The organism is Streptococcus bovismuti, assembly GCF_042436615.2.
Taxonomy (GTDB): Bacteria; Bacillota; Bacilli; order Lactobacillales; family Streptococcaceae; genus Streptococcus.
On the sequence record NZ_JBHMFR020000012.1, the window covers coordinates 1 to 16,048 of the forward strand.

A 16,048-nucleotide genomic window follows, 5' to 3' on the forward strand; every position below is an offset into this window, starting at 1 on the left:
AGGTTCGACTCCTCTAGGGTGCATTTTTCTATTTAACTCGGGAAGTAGCTCAGCTTGGTAGAGTACTTGGTTTGGGACCAAGGTGTCGCAGGTTCGAATCCTGTCTTCCCGATTCATTACAGAGATACGTAAGCGTATCTTTTTTATTTGCTTTAAGGGAGAATCAGTTTGGTTCTCTCTTTTTTGGGGCTCTTTGTCAACTGTAGTGGGTTGAAGAAAAGCTAAGCTCGAGAAAGGACGACATTTGTCCTTTCTTTTTTGATGTTCAGAGCAATAAAAATCCGTTTTTTAAAGTTTTCAAAGTTCCGAAAACCAAAGGCATTGCGTTTGATAAGTTTGATGAGATTATTGGTTGCTTCCAATTTGGCGTTGGAATAGGGTAACTGAAGGGCATTGACGATTTTCTCTTTGTCCTTTAGAAAGGTTTTAAAGACAGTCTGAAAAAGAGGATGAACCTGCTTGAGATTGTCCTCAATGAGTCCGAAAAATTTCTTCGGCTCTTTATTCTGAAAGTGGAAAAGCAAGAGTTGATAGAGATGATAGTGGTGTTTCAAGTCTTCGGAATAGCTCAAAAGCTTGTCTAGGATTTCTTTATTGGTTAAGTGCATACGAAAAGTAGGGCGATAAAAACGTTTATCACTCAGTTTAAGACTATCCTGTTGAATGAGCCTCCAGTTACGCTTGATAGCCTTGTATTCATGAGATTTTCGTTCAAGTTGATTCATGATTTGGACACGAACACGACTCATAGCACGGCTTAGATGTTGTACAATGTGAAAGCGATCTAGAACGATTTTAGCACGCGGAAAAAGTTGTCTAGCTAAGTCATAGTAAGGACTAAACATATCCATAGTAATGATTTTCACTCGACAACGAACGGCTCTATCGTATCGAAGAAAGTGATTTCGGATGACAGCTTGTGTTCTACCTTCAAGAACAGCGATGATACTGAGGTTATCAAAATCTTGTGCAATGAAACTTATCTTTCCTTTTGTAAAGGTATATTCGTCCCAAGATATAATCTGTGGAAGGCGAGAAAAATCAGGTTTAAAGTGAAAGTCATTGAGCTTGCGAATGACAGTTGAAGTTGAAATAGACAACTGATGAGCAATGTCGGTCATGGAAGTTTTTTCAATCAGCTTCTGAGCAATCTTTTGGTTGATGATACGAGGTATTTGGTGATTTTTCTTGACGAGAGAAGTTTCAGCGACCATCATTTTAGAGCACTGATAGCACTTAAAACGGCGTTTTCTAAGGAGGATTCTAGTAGGTATACCAGTCGTTTCAAGGTAAGGAATCTTAGACGGTTTTTGAAAGTCATATTTCTTCATTAGGCTTCCGCAATCAGGACAAGATGGAGCCTCATAGTCTAGTTTAGCGATGATTTCCTTGTGTATACCCTTATTAATGATATCTATAATTTGGATATTAGGGTCTTTAATATCGAGTAGTTTTGTGATAGAATGTAATTGTTCCATATGATTCTTTCTAATGATAGTTTGGTCGCTTTTCATTATAGATCTTATGGGACTTTTTTTCTACACAAAATAGGCTCCATAATATCTATAGGGGATTTACCCACTACAAATATTATAGAACCTTTTTTGGTATGAGTAATTCATTTTATAAACTGATATTCAATTAAAATTTTGGTATACACATTTAAAATTAAGAGTTTTTATAAATTTTACTAATTTTTAAGAAAGAAATAAAAAGATTTTTTGGTGCAATGTATAATATATGTACTTTTAGGATAAAAATTTCTTCTCTTGAGTTTTTAAATAAGTATTAGTTTACATTATAGTCTAAATTTGATATCACTTTGATGGAAGTGACTATAAATTCTTTTGTATCCGTGTTTTGTTGTGAAATGTTTCTTGATTTTTTAAACAGAATCTTTTATGACATTTGTCATATTTCCTAGTGACAGAAGCATCTAGCTCTGCTAACTTCAAAAGTCTATAATTGAAGTATGAAATGGAGGAAGAAAAAATGAAACATAAAGTAATTGTTGCAATGAGTTTTGTAGCAGCAGGAGTTATGACCTATCTCATGTTTTCAGGGTTGGACGAGGATTTCTATCATTTTCCTTGGGAGCTATTTGCTGGCTTCGGAATCATCTCTTGGTTGATCCGAGAAGGATTAAAATTAGTCTCAGATGTGAAAAAGGAGTTTGAAAAATGAAAAAAGCGATTTTCTATCTTTTTATTGGACTGTCACTAGTGGTATGGTTGGTAGAAATGTTTACAGGTTGGTTTGATCAAGCCTTCCTTCACCAATTCATCCGTGGTGCCTGGGGATTAGGATTTATGATTTTTATCGCCTTTCCGATGGGAAAGGAGTGGCTGGAAGGAGAATATCATGAACATGATTAAGGTAGAAAGCTTAAATAAAAACATCAAGGGAAAGGCTGTTTTGAAGGATATTTCCTTTGAGGTAGCTGAAGGTGAATGTGTTGCCTTGATTGGGCCAAACGGGGCAGGAAAGACCACACTTTTGGACTGTTTGCTCGGAGATAAACTGGTCACCAGTGGACAAATATCAATCCAAGGATTGCCAGTGTCGAGCTCTAAGTTAGACTATACGAGATCCTATCTTCCTCAAGAGAATGTAATTGTTCAGAAATTAAAAGTTAAAGAGTTGATTGCTTTCTTTCAACGTATCTATCCAAATCCCTTGAGCGAGCAGGAAATCGATCAACTATTGCAGTTTGATAAGCAACAAAAAGACCAGTTTGCAGAAAAACTGTCAGGTGGGCAAAAGCGTCTCTTCTCTTTTGTCTTGACCTTGATTGGGCGACCAAAGCTTGTCTTCTTAGATGAGCCAACTGCTGCCATGGATACCTCTACCCGTCAACGTTTTTGGAAAATTGTTCAAGATTTAAAAAAACAAGGAGTCACCATCTTCTATTCGTCTCATTATATCGAAGAGGTAGAGCATACAGCTGACCGGATTTTGGTCTTGAATAAGGGAGAGTTGATTCGTGATACGACGCCTCTAGCCATGCGTAGTGAGGAAATTGAAAAGCATTTCATCCTTCCTTTGGCTTACAAGGAAGTCGTTGAGCAGTCAAACTTGGTTGAAAACTGGGTACAAAAACAGGATGCTCTACAAGTAGTCACACGAGAGGCAAATGCTTTCTGGCAACTGTTAGTTCAAGCAGGATGTAGCATACAAGAAATTGAAGTTAATAACCGCAGTTTGCTGGATACAATCTTTGAAGAAACACAAAAGGGAGATGACTAAGATGAAACGGTGGATCGCATTAAATAAGATAGAATTTCTATTGACCAAACGGCAACTAGTCTATTATTTATTATCAGTAGGGATGCCGACAGCCTTCTATTTATTCTTTTCAGGGATGTACCAGGAAACACCAGATGGACCAGCTAATTTTATGCGCGACTACCTCATCTCCATGACGGCCTTTTCCATGATGTCGACCGCTATCTTTTCATTCCCAGCTGTCTTACATACCGACAAGATCAATAACTGGCAGAAAACATTGCGCCATAGCCCCGTAAATATGGTAGAATATTATCTATCAAAGATAACAAGTATGATGGTTGATTATTTGGTCTCAATTCTGGTTGTTTTCTCAGTTGGGCATTTTGTAAGAGGTGTGGATATGTCTCTTGGAAACTGGATTGGGGCTGCACTTTTGCTGATAGTAGGAAGTGTAGCTTTTGTAGCCCTTGGTTTGGCCTTGACTCTCTTACCAACTAGTCAGTTGATGTCTGTCGTAGGCAATCTTCTTTACTTTGGCTTGGCTGTTTTAGGTGGACTCTGGATGCCCGTCTCTTTATTTCCAGATTGGATGCAAGCAATCGGGAAGCGCCTACCAAGCTATCAGTTGATGGAATTGATCAAGACCTTCTTGAATGAGGGTGGCCTCAATCTATCAGCCACAGTTTATCTACTTGTTTTTTCAGCAGTTTTGTTTGGTTTGACCATTTACCTTCAAGGTCATAAGGAGAATGCTTAATGCTTGAAAGACTGAAGAGCATAGACTATATGTATTGGGCCAGTTTGATTTTTATGCTTTTCCCCATCCTACCTGTAGTGACTGGGGAACTAGCTGTCTGGCATTTATTGATTGATATTCTATTTATAGTGGCGTATTTGGGTGTTTTAACAACTAAGATCCTTCGTCTATCCTGGATTTTCTGGGGGATCATGCTGGTCTATGTTGCTGGAAATACCGCCTTTGTTGCTGTGAACTATATCTGGTTCTTCTTTTTCCTTTCCAATCTCTTAATTTATCATTTTGGCGTACGTAGTTTTAATTCTTTACATGTCCGGACTTTTCTCCTTGCTCAAGTGCTTGTTGTGGGACAACTGTTGATTATTCAGAGAATCGAAGTTGGGTTTCTATTCTATCTACTTGTAATTCTTGCTTTTGTCGATTTGATGACTTTTGGTTTGGTTCGGATTCGTATTGTAGAGGATTTGAAAGAAGCGCAGGCCAAGCAAAATGCCCAGATAAATCTCTTGCTAGCTGAAAATGAACGTAGTCGTATCGGTCAGGATTTGCATGATAGCTTGGGCCATACCTTTGCTATGCTGAGTGTCAAGACAGATTTGGCCCTGCAGTTGTTTCAGATGGAGGCTTATCCACAGGTGGAGAAGGAATTAAAAGAAATTCAGCAGATAAGCAAGGATTCCATGAATGAAGTACGAACCATCGTGGAAAATCTGAAGTCACGGACCTTAGCTTCAGAACTTGAAACTGTCAAAAAGATGCTAGAAATTGCTGGCATTGAGGTTCAAGTTGACAATCACTTGGACAAGGCTAGCTTGACCCAGGGTATGGAGTCCACGGCTGCTATGATTTTGTTAGAACTGGCAACCAATATCATCAAGCATGCTAAAGCGTCTAAAGCTTACTTAAGATTAGAACGGACAGAGAAAGAACTCATTTTAACAGTAAGAGATGATGGTTGTGGTTTTACTTCTATAAAAGGGAATGAGCTCCATACAGTTCGAGATCGTGTCCTTCCATTTTCGGGAGAGGTAAATGTGATTAGTCAAAAACAACCGACAGAAGTTCAGGTTCGACTAGCTTATAAGGAGAGAATGTAGATGAAAGTATTAGTCGCAGAAGATCAAAGTATGTTGCGAGATGCTATGTGTCAATTGCTCACGCTTCAATCGGACGTGGAGTCTGTCCTTCAAGCCAAGAATGGGCAAGAAGCAATCCAGCTATTAGAAAAGGAATCAGTAGATATCGCCATTCTTGATGTCGAAATGCCTGTTAAGACAGGTCTTGAAGTCTTGGAGTGGATACGAGCAGAAAAGCTTGAAACAAAGGTGGTTGTAGTGACGACCTTCAAGCGCCCAGGGTATTTTGAACGTGCGGTCAAGGCTGGAGTGGATGCTTATGTATTAAAGGAACGAAACATTGCAGATCTCATGCAAACCTTGCACACCGTCCTCGAAGGACGTAAGGAGTATTCACCTGAATTGATGGAAGTGGTGATGACGCATCCCAATCCATTAACAGAGCAAGAAGTTGAAGTTTTAAAGGGAATCGCTCAGGGTTTCTCTAACCAAGAAATTGCAGATCAACTTTATCTATCCAACGGAACAGTCCGAAACTATGTCACCAATATTCTTTCGAAACTAGATGCAGGTAATCGAACAGAGGCAGCTAATATAGCGAAAGAATCTGGTTGGTTGTGATACTATCCTATCTCGAAAACCATTATGTGCTAAAATTGAAGTGATTCAAAGAAGTAATTTGTATCTTGAGGAGGAGGCTAGTTTCCTCCTTTTTGTTTCGTCTAATACTCTTCGAAAATCTCTTCAAACCACGTCAGCTTCACCTTGGATTATATATATGACTGACTTTGTCAGTATTATCTACAACCTCAAAACAGTGCTTTGAGCAACCTGTGGCTAACTTCCTAGTTTACCCTTTGATTTTCATTGAGTATAAGGTGGTACCAAGAGCTAAAAATAACAATAAAAAAGAAAAATATCTTGACAAGCAATGAAAAAATTTGTTACAATAATAGACGGTACTTTTTACTTTTGGTCTCTCAAGAGTGTACAGGGACGTGCTGACAAATGTTGCAAAAGTACACACAGATGATAGCTGTCACCAAGTGTATCATCACCAAAAATAAAAAAACACAGGAGAATGTAGATGCCTACAATTAACCAATTGGTTCGCAAACCGCGTAAATCAAAAGTAGAAAAATCTAAATCACCAGCTTTGAACGTTGGTTACAACAGTCATAAAAAAGTTCAAACAAACGTTTCTTCACCACAAAAACGTGGTGTTGCAACTCGTGTTGGAACAATGACACCTAAAAAACCTAACTCAGCCCTTCGTAAATTCGCTCGTGTACGTTTGAGCAACCTTATCGAAGTTACTGCCTACATCCCAGGTATCGGACACAACTTGCAAGAGCACAGCGTGGTGCTTCTTCGTGGTGGACGTGTAAAAGACCTTCCAGGGGTACGTTACCATATCGTCCGTGGTGCACTTGATACTGCAGGTGTTAACGATCGTAAACAAGGCCGTTCTAAATACGGTACTAAACGTCCAAAAGCATAAGGAAAGGGGATAAAGAGAAATGAGTCGTAAAAATAGAGCTCCAAAACGTGACGTATTGCCAGATCCGCTTTACAATTCACAACTAGTTACTCGTCTTATCAACCGCGTTATGCTTGATGGTAAACGTGGTACAGCTGCTTCAATCGTTTACGGTGCCTTTGAGCAAATCAAAGAAGCTACTGGTAACGATGCACTTGAAGTATTTGAAACAGCTATGGAAAACATCATGCCTGTACTTGAAGTACGTGCACGTCGTGTTGGTGGTTCTAACTACCAAGTCCCAGTTGAAGTTCGTCCAGAACGTCGTACAACACTTGGACTTCGTTGGTTGGTAACAATCGCTCGTCTTCGTGGTGAGCACACAATGCAAGACCGTCTTGCAAAAGAAATCTTGGATGCTGCTAACAACACGGGTGCAGCAGTTAAGAAACGTGAAGACACTCACCGTATGGCTGAAGCTAACCGTGCATTCGCACACTTCCGTTGGTAATATAGGATGCGAAAGCGTTAAGAAAGTCCCAAAGAAAATAGGGAATCGAAGCAGGTTGCGATTGCAACCAATGAGATTCATCTTTTTCTCCAGACTTTTAGCTTAAGCTCAAATCGGCTAACTAACTTTAGCCCGAGTTCGATTCAATTTGTAAATCTACAAGTTGAAACCAACAATAGCATGAAAACATTGAGAACGGGTAGGTCCTGCCTATCCGTTTTTATTAAAATCGTGTTATAATAGAATAGAAATCAAAAATAAATAGGAGAAACAAACCTCATGGCACGCGAATTTTCACTTGAAAAAACTCGTAATATCGGTATCATGGCTCACGTCGATGCTGGTAAAACAACAACTACTGAGCGTATTCTTTACTACACTGGTAAAATCCACAAAATCGGTGAAACTCACGAAGGTGCGTCACAAATGGACTGGATGGAGCAAGAGCAAGAACGTGGTATCACTATCACATCTGCTGCGACAACAGCTCAATGGAACAACCACCGCGTAAACATCATCGACACACCAGGGCACGTGGACTTCACAATCGAAGTACAACGTTCTCTTCGTGTATTGGATGGTGCGGTTACCGTTCTTGACTCACAATCAGGTGTTGAGCCTCAAACTGAAACAGTTTGGCGTCAAGCAACTGAGTACGGAGTTCCACGTATCGTATTTGCCAACAAAATGGACAAAATCGGTGCTGACTTCCTTTACTCTGTAAGCACACTTCACGATCGTCTTCAAGCAAATGCACACCCAATCCAATTGCCAATCGGTTCTGAAGATGACTTCCGTGGAATCATCGACTTGATCAAGATGAAAGCTGAAATCTATACCAACGACCTTGGTACAGATATCCTTGAAGAAGACATCCCAGCTGAATACCTTGACCAAGCTCAAGAGTACCGTGAAAAATTGATTGAAGCAGTTGCTGAAACTGACGAAGAATTGATGATGAAATACCTTGAAGGTGAAGAAATCACTAACGAAGAATTGAAAGCTGGTATCCGTAAAGCGACTATCAACGTTGAATTCTTCCCAGTATTGTGTGGTTCTGCCTTCAAGAACAAAGGTGTTCAATTGATGCTTGATGCGGTTATCGACTACCTTCCAAGCCCACTTGATATCCCAGCAATCAAAGGTATTAACCCAGATACAGACGCTGAAGAAACTCGTCCAGCATCTGACGAAGAGCCATTTGCAGCTCTTGCCTTCAAGATCATGACTGACCCATTCGTAGGTCGTTTGACATTCTTCCGTGTTTACTCAGGTGTTCTTCAATCAGGTTCATACGTATTGAACACTTCTAAAGGTAAACGTGAACGTATCGGACGTATCCTTCAAATGCACGCTAACAGCCGTCAAGAAATTGACACTGTTTACTCAGGTGATATCGCTGCTGCCGTTGGTTTGAAAGATACTACAACTGGTGACTCATTGACAGATGAAAAAGCTAAAATCATTCTTGAGTCAATCAACGTTCCAGAACCAGTTATCCAATTGATGGTTGAGCCAAAATCTAAAGCTGACCAAGACAAGATGGGTATCGCCCTTCAAAAATTGGCTGAAGAAGATCCAACATTCCGCGTTGAAACAAACGTTGAAACTGGAGAAACAGTTATCTCAGGTATGGGTGAGCTTCACCTTGACGTCCTTGTTGACCGTATGCGTCGTGAGTTCAAAGTGGAAGCGAACGTAGGTGCACCTCAAGTATCTTACCGTGAAACATTCCGCGCTTCTACTCAAGCACGTGGATTCTTCAAACGTCAATCTGGTGGTAAAGGTCAATTCGGTGATGTATGGATTGAATTTACTCCAAACGAAGAAGGTAAAGGATTCGAATTCGAAAACGCAATCGTCGGTGGTGTGGTTCCTCGCGAATTTATCCCAGCGGTTGAAAAAGGTTTGGTAGAATCTATGGCTAACGGTGTACTTGCAGGTTACCCAATGGTTGACGTTAAAGCTAAACTTTACGATGGTTCATACCACGATGTCGACTCATCTGAAACTGCCTTCAAGATCGCGGCTTCACTTGCCCTTAAAGAAGCTGCTAAATCAGCACAACCAGCTATCCTTGAACCAATGATGCTTGTAACAATCACTGTTCCAGAAGAAAACCTTGGTGATGTTATGGGTCACGTAACTGCTCGTCGTGGACGTGTAGATGGTATGGAAGCACATGGTAACAGCCAAATCGTTCGTGCTTACGTTCCACTTGCTGAAATGTTCGGTTACGCAACAGTTCTTCGTTCTGCATCTCAAGGACGTGGTACATTCATGATGGTATTTGACCACTACGAAGATGTACCTAAGTCAGTACAAGAAGAAATCATTAAGAAAAACAAAGGTGAAGACTAATCAGTCCTCACTCTAGAAGGAAGTCACTTAGTGGCTTCCTTTTGTCTTTAGAAAACACCTCTAAGTATGGTAAAATAGTAGGAGAATAATGTGAGGAAAATGAATGTCAAATAGTTTTGAAATTTTGATGAATCAACTGGGGATGCCTGCTGAAATGAGACAGGCTCCTGCTTTAGCACAGGCCGATATTGAGCGAGTTGTGGTTCATAAAATTAGTAAGGTATGGGAGTTTCATTTCGTATTTTCTAATATTTTACCGATTGAAATCTTTTTAGAATTAAAGAAAGGTTTGAGGGAAGAATTTTCTAAGACAGGTAATAAAGCAATTTTTGAAATCAAGGCTCTGTCTCAAGAATTTTCAAATCAACTCTTGCAGTCCTACTATAGGGAGGCTTTCTCTGAAGGCCCATGTACTAGTCAAGGTTTTAAATCTCTTTATCAGAATTTGCAAGTTCGTGCTGAGGGAAATCAACTCTTTATTGAGGGTTCTGAGGCGATTGATAAGGAACATTTTAAGAAGAATCATCTTCCTAATTTAGCCAAACAACTTGAAAAGTTTGGTTTTCCAACTTTTACTTGTCAAGTAGAGAAAAATGATGTGCTGACCCAAGAGCAGGAAGAGGCCTTTCATGCTGAAAATGAGCAGATTGTTCAAGCTGCCAATGAGGAAGCGCTCCGTGCTATAGAACAACTAGAACAGATGGCACCTCCTCCAGCAGAAGAGAAACCAGCCTTTGATTTTCAAGCCAAAAAAGCTGCAGCTAAACCCAAGCTAGATAAGGCAGAGATTACTCCTATGATCGAAGTGACGACGGAGGAAAATCGTCTAGTCTTCGAAGGGGTTGTTTTTGATGTGGAGCAAAAAGTGACCAGAACAGGGCGTGTTTTGATCAACTTTAAAATGACGGACTACACTTCAAGTTTTTCGATGCAAAAGTGGGTTAAGAACGAGGAAGAGGCTCAGAAGTTTGATCTAATTAAGAAAAATTCTTGGCTCCGAGTTCGTGGGAATGTGGAGATGAATAACTTCACACGCGATTTGACTATGAATGTGCAGGATGTGCAGGAAGTTGTTCACTATGAGCGGAAGGATTTGATGCCAGAAGGTGAGCGCCGGGTTGAGTTTCATGCTCACACTAATATGTCGACCATGGATGCTCTACCAGAGGTTGAAGAAATCGTTGCGACAGCTGCTAAGTGGGGACACAAAGCAGTTGCTATCACCGACCACGGGAATGTTCAATCCTTCCCACACGGCTATAAGGCGGCCAAAAAAGCGGGAATTCAGCTAATCTATGGAATGGAAGCCAATATCGTGGAGGACCGTGTCCCTATCGTCTATAACGAAGTGGAGATGGACTTGTCAGAAGCGACCTACGTGGTTTTTGACGTGGAAACGACAGGACTTTCAGCCATCTATAATGATTTGATTCAGGTTGCGGCTTCTAAGATGTACAAGGGGAATGTCATTGCTGAATTTGATGAATTTATCAATCCTGGGCATCCCTTGTCAGCTTTTACTACTGAGTTGACTGGAATTACAGATGACCATGTCAAAAATGCCAAGCCACTGGAACAAGTTTTACAGGAATTCCAAGAATTCTGCAAGGATACAGTCTTGGTTGCCCACAATGCAACCTTTGACGTAGGATTTATGAATGCCAATTATGAGCGTCATGGTCTGCCAAAGATTAGTCAGCCAGTTATTGATACGCTGGAGTTTGCTAGAAATCTCTACCCTGAGTATAAACGTCATGGTTTGGGGCCTTTGACCAAGCGTTTTGGTGTGGCCTTAGAACATCACCACATGGCCAACTACGATGCGGAAGCGACTGGTCGTCTGCTCTTTATCTTTATCAAAGAAGTAGCAGAAAAACATGGTGTGACCGATCTAGCTAGACTTAATATTGATTTGATTAGTCCAGATTCTAATAAAAAAGCTCGGATCAAGCATGCGACCATTTATGTCAAGAATCAAGTAGGGCTAAAAAATATCTTTAAGCTGGTTTCCTTGTCTAATACCAAGTACTTTGAAGGAGTGCCGCGGATTCCGAGAACGGTTCTAGATGCCCATAGGGAGGGATTGATTTTAGGATCAGCTTGCTCTGAAGGTGAAGTTTTTGACGCAGTCGTTTCCCAAGGTGTAGATGCGGCGGTTGAGGTGGCCAAGTATTATGACTTTATCGAGGTTATGCCACCTGCCATCTATGCGCCACTGATTGCTAAGGAGCAGGTCAAGGATATGGAAGAACTCCAGACCATTATCAAGAGTTTGATAGAGGTGGGAGACCGTCTTGGTAAGCTTGTTCTGGCTACCGGAAATGTTCACTATATCGAACCGGAAGAAGAGATTTATCGTGAAATTATCGTCCGTAGTTTGGGACAGGGGGCTATGATTAACCGAACTATTGGTCACGGTGAACATGCCCAACCAGCTCCTCTGCCAAAAGCCCATTTTAGAACGACCAATGAGATGTTGGATGAATTTGCCTTCTTGGGAGAGGAATTAGCTCGGAAACTAGTTATTGACAACACCAATGCCTTGGCAGAAATCTTTGAACCTGTTGAGGTTGTTAAGGGGGACTTGTATACGCCTTTCATCGACAAGGCTGAAGAAACAGTTGCCGAGTTGACCTATAAGAAGGCCTTTGAGATTTATGGAAATCCGCTGCCAGATATTGTTGATTTACGGATTGAAAAAGAATTGACTTCCATTCTGGGGAATGGATTTGCCGTGATTTACCTGGCTTCCCAGATGTTGGTGCAACGTTCCAATGAACGGGGTTACTTGGTGGGCTCTCGTGGATCCGTCGGATCTAGTTTTGTTGCGACCATGATTGGGATTACAGAGGTCAATCCTCTCTCTCCTCACTATGTCTGTGGTCAGTGTCAGTACAGTGAGTTTATCACTGATGGTTCTTACGGTTCAGGTTTTGATATGCCCAATAAGGACTGTCCTAAATGTGGCCACAAACTCAGCAAAAACGGACAAGATATTCCTTTTGAGACCTTCCTTGGTTTTGATGGAGACAAGGTTCCTGATATTGACTTGAACTTCTCGGGAGAAGACCAGCCTAGCGCCCATTTGGATGTGCGTGATATCTTTGGTGAGGAATATGCCTTCCGTGCAGGAACGGTTGGTACGGTGGCTGCAAAGACCGCTTATGGCTTTGTCAAGGGCTATGAGCGAGATTATGGCAAGTTTTATCGTGATGCAGAAGTAGAACGCCTCGCTCAAGGTGCGGCTGGTGTCAAGCGGACGACAGGTCAACACCCGGGGGGAATCGTTGTTATTCCGAACTACATGGATGTCTACGATTTTACGCCTGTCCAGTATCCAGCGGATGATGTGACGGCTGAATGGCAGACCACTCACTTTAACTTCCATGATATTGATGAGAACGTCCTCAAACTCGATGTACTGGGGCATGATGATCCGACCATGATTCGAAAACTCCAGGACTTGTCTGGGATTGACCCAAATGAGATTCCTATGGATGATGAAGGCGTTATGGCCCTCTTTTCTGGGACGGATGTGCTTGGGGTAACACCTGAGCAAATTGGAACACCGACTGGCATGCTGGGAATTCCAGAGTTTGGAACAAATTTTGTACGTGGAATGGTAGATGAGACCCATCCGACAACCTTTGCGGAGTTGCTTCAGCTCTCAGGTCTATCCCACGGTACCGACGTTTGGTTGGGGAATGCCCAAGATCTGATTAAACAAGGTATTGCGGATCTATCAACCGTTATCGGTTGTCGGGACGACATCATGGTTTACCTCATGCATGCGGGTCTCGAGCCTAAGATGGCCTTTACCATCATGGAACGAGTACGTAAGGGCTTGTGGCTCAAGATTTCAGAAGAGGAGCGAAATGGCTATATTGAAGCCATGAAGGCCAATAAGGTGCCAGAGTGGTATATCGAGTCCTGTGGGAAAATTAAGTACATGTTCCCGAAAGCCCATGCGGCAGCCTATGTTATGATGGCCTTGCGTGTAGCTTATTTCAAGGTTCACCATCCAATTTATTATTACTGTGCTTACTTCTCAATCCGCGCTAAGGCTTTTGATATCAAGACCATGGGTGCGGGCTTGGATGCCATCAAACGTAGAATGGAAGAAATCTCTGAAAAACGTAAGAACAATGAAGCCTCCAATGTGGAAATCGATCTCTATACAACTCTTGAGATTGTCAATGAGATGTGGGAACGTGGGTTCAAATTTGGTAAACTCGATCTCTACCGTAGTCAGGCGACAGAGTTCCTCATCGACGAGGACACCCTTATCCCGCCATTTGTAGCAATGGATGGTCTGGGAGAGAACGTTGCCAAGCAATTGGTGCGAGCGCGTGAAGAGGGAGAATTCCTCTCTAAAACAGAACTACGTAAGCGTGGTGGGCTCTCATCAACCTTGGTTGAAAAGATGGATGAAATGGGGATTCTGGGCAATATGCCAGAAGATAACCAGCTCAGTTTGTTTGATGAGTTGTTTTAAAAAATTGCTTATTTTGATCAAGTGGACAAAATATGTCCACTTGATTTGTTATAATTCTCTTAAAAATAATAGAAAAGAGAGTATAATATGGTGAATCAAGAAATTTTAAATTCTAATGTGTCAATTGAAGAGGAAATTTATAATTTTGAAAAAGGCTTGAAAGATGATGGGAATGATTGGACCGGATTCCCACAAATAGACTTAAAAGAAGATTCTCAATGTATTTACATTTGCGGTATTTCAGAGACTGATAGATGGCATTTGTTTTATTATACGTTAACTAAAATAAAACCTGTTACTCCAATAGCATCACTTGCATATTATCGAGTGAGAGATAATTTGATTTTTTCTAAACATAGTCAATGGATGAAACTGCAAATGGGGTATACAGAGTATGATTTGATTTTTCTGGATGGAGTTCAATTTTTGGGAGAGGCTGATCAAAGGGTACAGGAATACTGGATGCAGCGATTCAAAGAGAGTAAGAAAAGAAACAAACTCTTCATTGTATATTCAGACTGCTTACCCGAAGACTTAAAAAATATGGCTGAATCCGTAGTTGAGTTCTTCGAATCTGGCATAGTGGTACAGTTGAAATCACCTAAGGGCTAGTTTATTTTGCTTTAATCGTTTTGAATATAAAGTGCAAAGTTAGAGGTTAAAATGATGAACAATACAGGATTAGATAACAAATATCAATTAAAAAATTTTCTAGAAAAAGATGGTAATGATTTAGCAAAGAAAGGGGCCGTAGCTGTAGTAGAAAACTTAGGGTTACAATATAATCCCCTTTATATTTATGGGGAATCGGGTTCAGGTAAAACACATCTCCTTCAAGCTATTGGGAATAAGGTGCTTGAGAACGATCCAGAAAAACGAGTAAAATACATTTCTGCCGAAAACTTATTGGAAAATGAGCTAGAAATACAAAAAGTTAGAAGTGAGGAGTTTGATCTCCTAATTGTAGATGATATTCAGGTATTGGGAGAAAAAGATGATATGATTCAAGAAAAATTTTTTAATCTATTTAATTCTCAACATATTAAGAATAAGCAAATTGTTTTATCTGGTGATTCTGAACCAGATCAGTTGAAAAATGTTCAATCTCGTTTAATTGTGCGTTTTAAGTGGGGGATGACAGCGTGTTTAACATCGCTTGAAAAATAATAAGAAGGACTGAAAATGAATGATCAAGAGAGACTACTAACGATTTTTTTACGTTTACAGTTAGGTACTTCATTTGAAAAAAAGCAATTGGCTCAGGAATTTGAGGTTAGTGAAAAGACTATACAGAGAGATTTTTCGCTACTCCGTGATATTTTATCTAGTAACACCAGTTATAGTGGAGATTTTCTTTATAACCGTAAGACGAATAAGTATTGTTTAGCAAGTAAGTCAGTTTTTAATAAAAAGGATATTCTCGTTATTTCAAAGATTTTATTGGAAAATCGAGCACTGAACAGACCAGAAATTGATAGCTTACTAAAAAATTTGCTGGTTTTAGTTCCTCGTGATGACCAAAAAGAAATTGAGCAGATTATTGGCAGTGAAAAGCTGAACTATGCTCCCTTAACGGATCAACAAAATAGAATAGAGAAAATTTGGAATTTATCAGAAGCTATTTTGCATGAACAGGTTCTAGATATTATCTATCAAAAACCTTATTCTGAATCTTCTAAGAGGCAGACTGTTTTGCCAGTCTCTCTTTACTATGATAATCATTATTTCTATCTGGTTGTTTACCAGTTGAAACATGCTACTTATATTACTTTAAGAGTAGACCGTATCCAGTCCTGGTCTTTTAGTGGTATAGAGAAACCTTCTATTTCTTATCGAGATAAATTTAGAGATGGTGATATTCGTAACGAGAGAGTGGATGCTTTTATCGGGAAGAAAATCAGTATTGAAATCGAGTACTTGTACGATCCGACGATTGTGATGGATCAATTTCCAAATGCAAAAATAGTTGGGAAAAATGGCGATTGGACTCATTTTCAGTTTGAAAGTCAGCATACACCGGGGCTTAAACGCTGGTTGCTGGGGCAAGGAGAAGCGGTTACTGTTTTGTCTCCTCGGATTTTAGTAGAGGATATGAAGCAAACAGCTCAAGAAATGATAGATAAATATAGATGAGGGTAAA

14 protein-coding genes and 1 tRNA gene are annotated in these 16,048 nt (G+C 40.4%); 14 read left to right on the forward strand and 1 reads right to left on the reverse strand.

The window, feature by feature from the left end; translation table 11 throughout:
* Positions 1-38 precede the first annotated feature (38 nt).
* Positions 39-112, forward strand: a tRNA-Pro gene (locus ACERDH_RS09410).
* Between the two features lie 109 nt (positions 113-221).
* Here ACERDH_RS09410 and ACERDH_RS09415 read toward each other — a convergent pair.
* Positions 222-1,478, reverse strand: coding sequence for an ISL3 family transposase (locus ACERDH_RS09415; RefSeq protein ID WP_386686828.1), 1,257 nt, complete (start codon positions 1,476-1,478; stop codon positions 222-224).
* A 499-nt stretch (positions 1,479-1,977) separates the two neighbouring features.
* Here ACERDH_RS09415 and ACERDH_RS09420 point away from each other — a divergent pair, with 499 nt between their 5' ends.
* From ACERDH_RS09420 to ACERDH_RS09480, 13 genes are all read left to right on the forward strand, one after another.
* Positions 1,978-2,184: a hypothetical protein gene (locus ACERDH_RS09420; protein ID WP_386686826.1), complete on the forward strand. Its 207-nt coding sequence runs from the start codon at positions 1,978-1,980 to the stop codon at positions 2,182-2,184.
* Positions 2,181-2,375, forward strand: a complete 195-nt coding sequence (locus ACERDH_RS09425) for a hypothetical protein (protein WP_386686823.1) — start codon at positions 2,181-2,183, stop codon at positions 2,373-2,375. Before ACERDH_RS09420 ends, ACERDH_RS09425 begins: the two co-directional genes overlap by 4 nt.
* Positions 2,362-3,246: an ABC transporter ATP-binding protein gene (locus ACERDH_RS09430; protein ID WP_386686821.1), complete on the forward strand. Its 885-nt coding sequence runs from the start codon at positions 2,362-2,364 to the stop codon at positions 3,244-3,246. The genes ACERDH_RS09425 and ACERDH_RS09430 overlap by 14 nt, the downstream gene beginning before the upstream one ends.
* Position 3,247: 1 nt before the next feature.
* Complete coding sequence (locus ACERDH_RS09435; protein ID WP_386686818.1) at positions 3,248-3,985, forward strand: ABC transporter permease; 738 nt, start codon at positions 3,248-3,250, stop codon at positions 3,983-3,985.
* A complete protein-coding gene (locus tag ACERDH_RS09440) occupies positions 3,985-5,082 on the forward strand; it encodes a sensor histidine kinase (RefSeq protein WP_386686816.1) in 1,098 nt (365 codons plus the stop codon). The genes ACERDH_RS09435 and ACERDH_RS09440 overlap by 1 nt, the downstream gene beginning before the upstream one ends.
* The gene (locus ACERDH_RS09445; RefSeq protein ID WP_386686813.1) at positions 5,083-5,682 is read left to right on the forward strand and encodes a response regulator transcription factor; all 600 of its coding nucleotides are present in this window, start codon (positions 5,083-5,085) and stop codon (positions 5,680-5,682) included.
* Between the two features lie 466 nt (positions 5,683-6,148).
* Complete coding sequence (gene rpsL / locus ACERDH_RS09450; RefSeq protein ID WP_001142332.1) at positions 6,149-6,562, forward strand: 30S ribosomal protein S12; 414 nt, start codon at positions 6,149-6,151, stop codon at positions 6,560-6,562.
* Between the two features lie 19 nt (positions 6,563-6,581).
* Positions 6,582-7,052, forward strand: a complete 471-nt coding sequence (gene rpsG / locus ACERDH_RS09455; protein ID WP_000087873.1) for a 30S ribosomal protein S7 — start codon at positions 6,582-6,584, stop codon at positions 7,050-7,052.
* A gap of 279 nt (positions 7,053-7,331) precedes the next feature.
* Positions 7,332-9,413, forward strand: coding sequence for an elongation factor G (gene fusA, locus ACERDH_RS09460; RefSeq protein WP_000090345.1), 2,082 nt, complete (start codon positions 7,332-7,334; stop codon positions 9,411-9,413).
* A 103-nt stretch (positions 9,414-9,516) separates the two neighbouring features.
* On the forward strand, positions 9,517-13,908 hold the full coding sequence (locus tag ACERDH_RS09465) for a PolC-type DNA polymerase III (protein ID WP_386686769.1): 4,392 nt from the start codon (positions 9,517-9,519) through the stop codon (positions 13,906-13,908).
* Between the two features lie 87 nt (positions 13,909-13,995).
* Positions 13,996-14,520 (forward strand): DnaA ATPase domain-containing protein, encoded by a 525-nt coding sequence (locus tag ACERDH_RS09470; RefSeq protein ID WP_049510063.1) that lies wholly within the window; start codon positions 13,996-13,998, stop codon positions 14,518-14,520.
* A 51-nt stretch (positions 14,521-14,571) separates the two neighbouring features.
* Positions 14,572-15,075, forward strand: a complete 504-nt coding sequence (locus tag ACERDH_RS09475) for a DnaA ATPase domain-containing protein (protein ID WP_386686766.1) — start codon at positions 14,572-14,574, stop codon at positions 15,073-15,075.
* Between the two features lie 15 nt (positions 15,076-15,090).
* Positions 15,091-16,041 (forward strand): helix-turn-helix transcriptional regulator, encoded by a 951-nt coding sequence (locus ACERDH_RS09480; RefSeq protein WP_049510060.1) that lies wholly within the window; start codon positions 15,091-15,093, stop codon positions 16,039-16,041.
* Positions 16,042-16,048 lie beyond the last annotated feature (7 nt).

Bases quoted from the DNA above. Each gene is read 5' to 3' on its own strand.
- ACERDH_RS09465 (WP_386686769.1), top strand. From the start codon at position 9,517: ATGTCAAATAGTTTTGAAATTTTGATGAATCAACTGGGGATGCCTGCT.
- ACERDH_RS09445 (WP_386686813.1), top strand. From the start codon at position 5,083: ATGAAAGTATTAGTCGCAGAAGATCAAAGTATGTTGCGAGATGCTATG.
- ACERDH_RS09480 (WP_049510060.1), top strand. From the start codon at position 15,091: ATGAATGATCAAGAGAGACTACTAACGATTTTTTTACGTTTACAGTTA.
- ACERDH_RS09425 (WP_386686823.1), top strand. From the start codon at position 2,181: ATGAAAAAAGCGATTTTCTATCTTTTTATTGGACTGTCACTAGTGGTA.
- ACERDH_RS09420 (WP_386686826.1), top strand. From the start codon at position 1,978: ATGGAGGAAGAAAAAATGAAACATAAAGTAATTGTTGCAATGAGTTTT.
- rpsG (WP_000087873.1), top strand. From the start codon at position 6,582: ATGAGTCGTAAAAATAGAGCTCCAAAACGTGACGTATTGCCAGATCCG.
- ACERDH_RS09415 (WP_386686828.1), bottom strand. From the start codon at position 1,478: ATGGAACAATTACATTCTATCACAAAACTACTCGATATTAAAGACCCT.
- rpsL (WP_001142332.1), top strand. From the start codon at position 6,149: ATGCCTACAATTAACCAATTGGTTCGCAAACCGCGTAAATCAAAAGTA.
- fusA (WP_000090345.1), top strand. From the start codon at position 7,332: ATGGCACGCGAATTTTCACTTGAAAAAACTCGTAATATCGGTATCATG.
- ACERDH_RS09440 (WP_386686816.1), top strand. From the start codon at position 3,985: ATGCTTGAAAGACTGAAGAGCATAGACTATATGTATTGGGCCAGTTTG.
- ACERDH_RS09470 (WP_049510063.1), top strand. From the start codon at position 13,996: ATGGTGAATCAAGAAATTTTAAATTCTAATGTGTCAATTGAAGAGGAA.
- ACERDH_RS09435 (WP_386686818.1), top strand. From the start codon at position 3,248: ATGAAACGGTGGATCGCATTAAATAAGATAGAATTTCTATTGACCAAA.
- ACERDH_RS09475 (WP_386686766.1), top strand. From the start codon at position 14,572: ATGATGAACAATACAGGATTAGATAACAAATATCAATTAAAAAATTTT.
- ACERDH_RS09430 (WP_386686821.1), top strand. From the start codon at position 2,362: ATGAACATGATTAAGGTAGAAAGCTTAAATAAAAACATCAAGGGAAAG.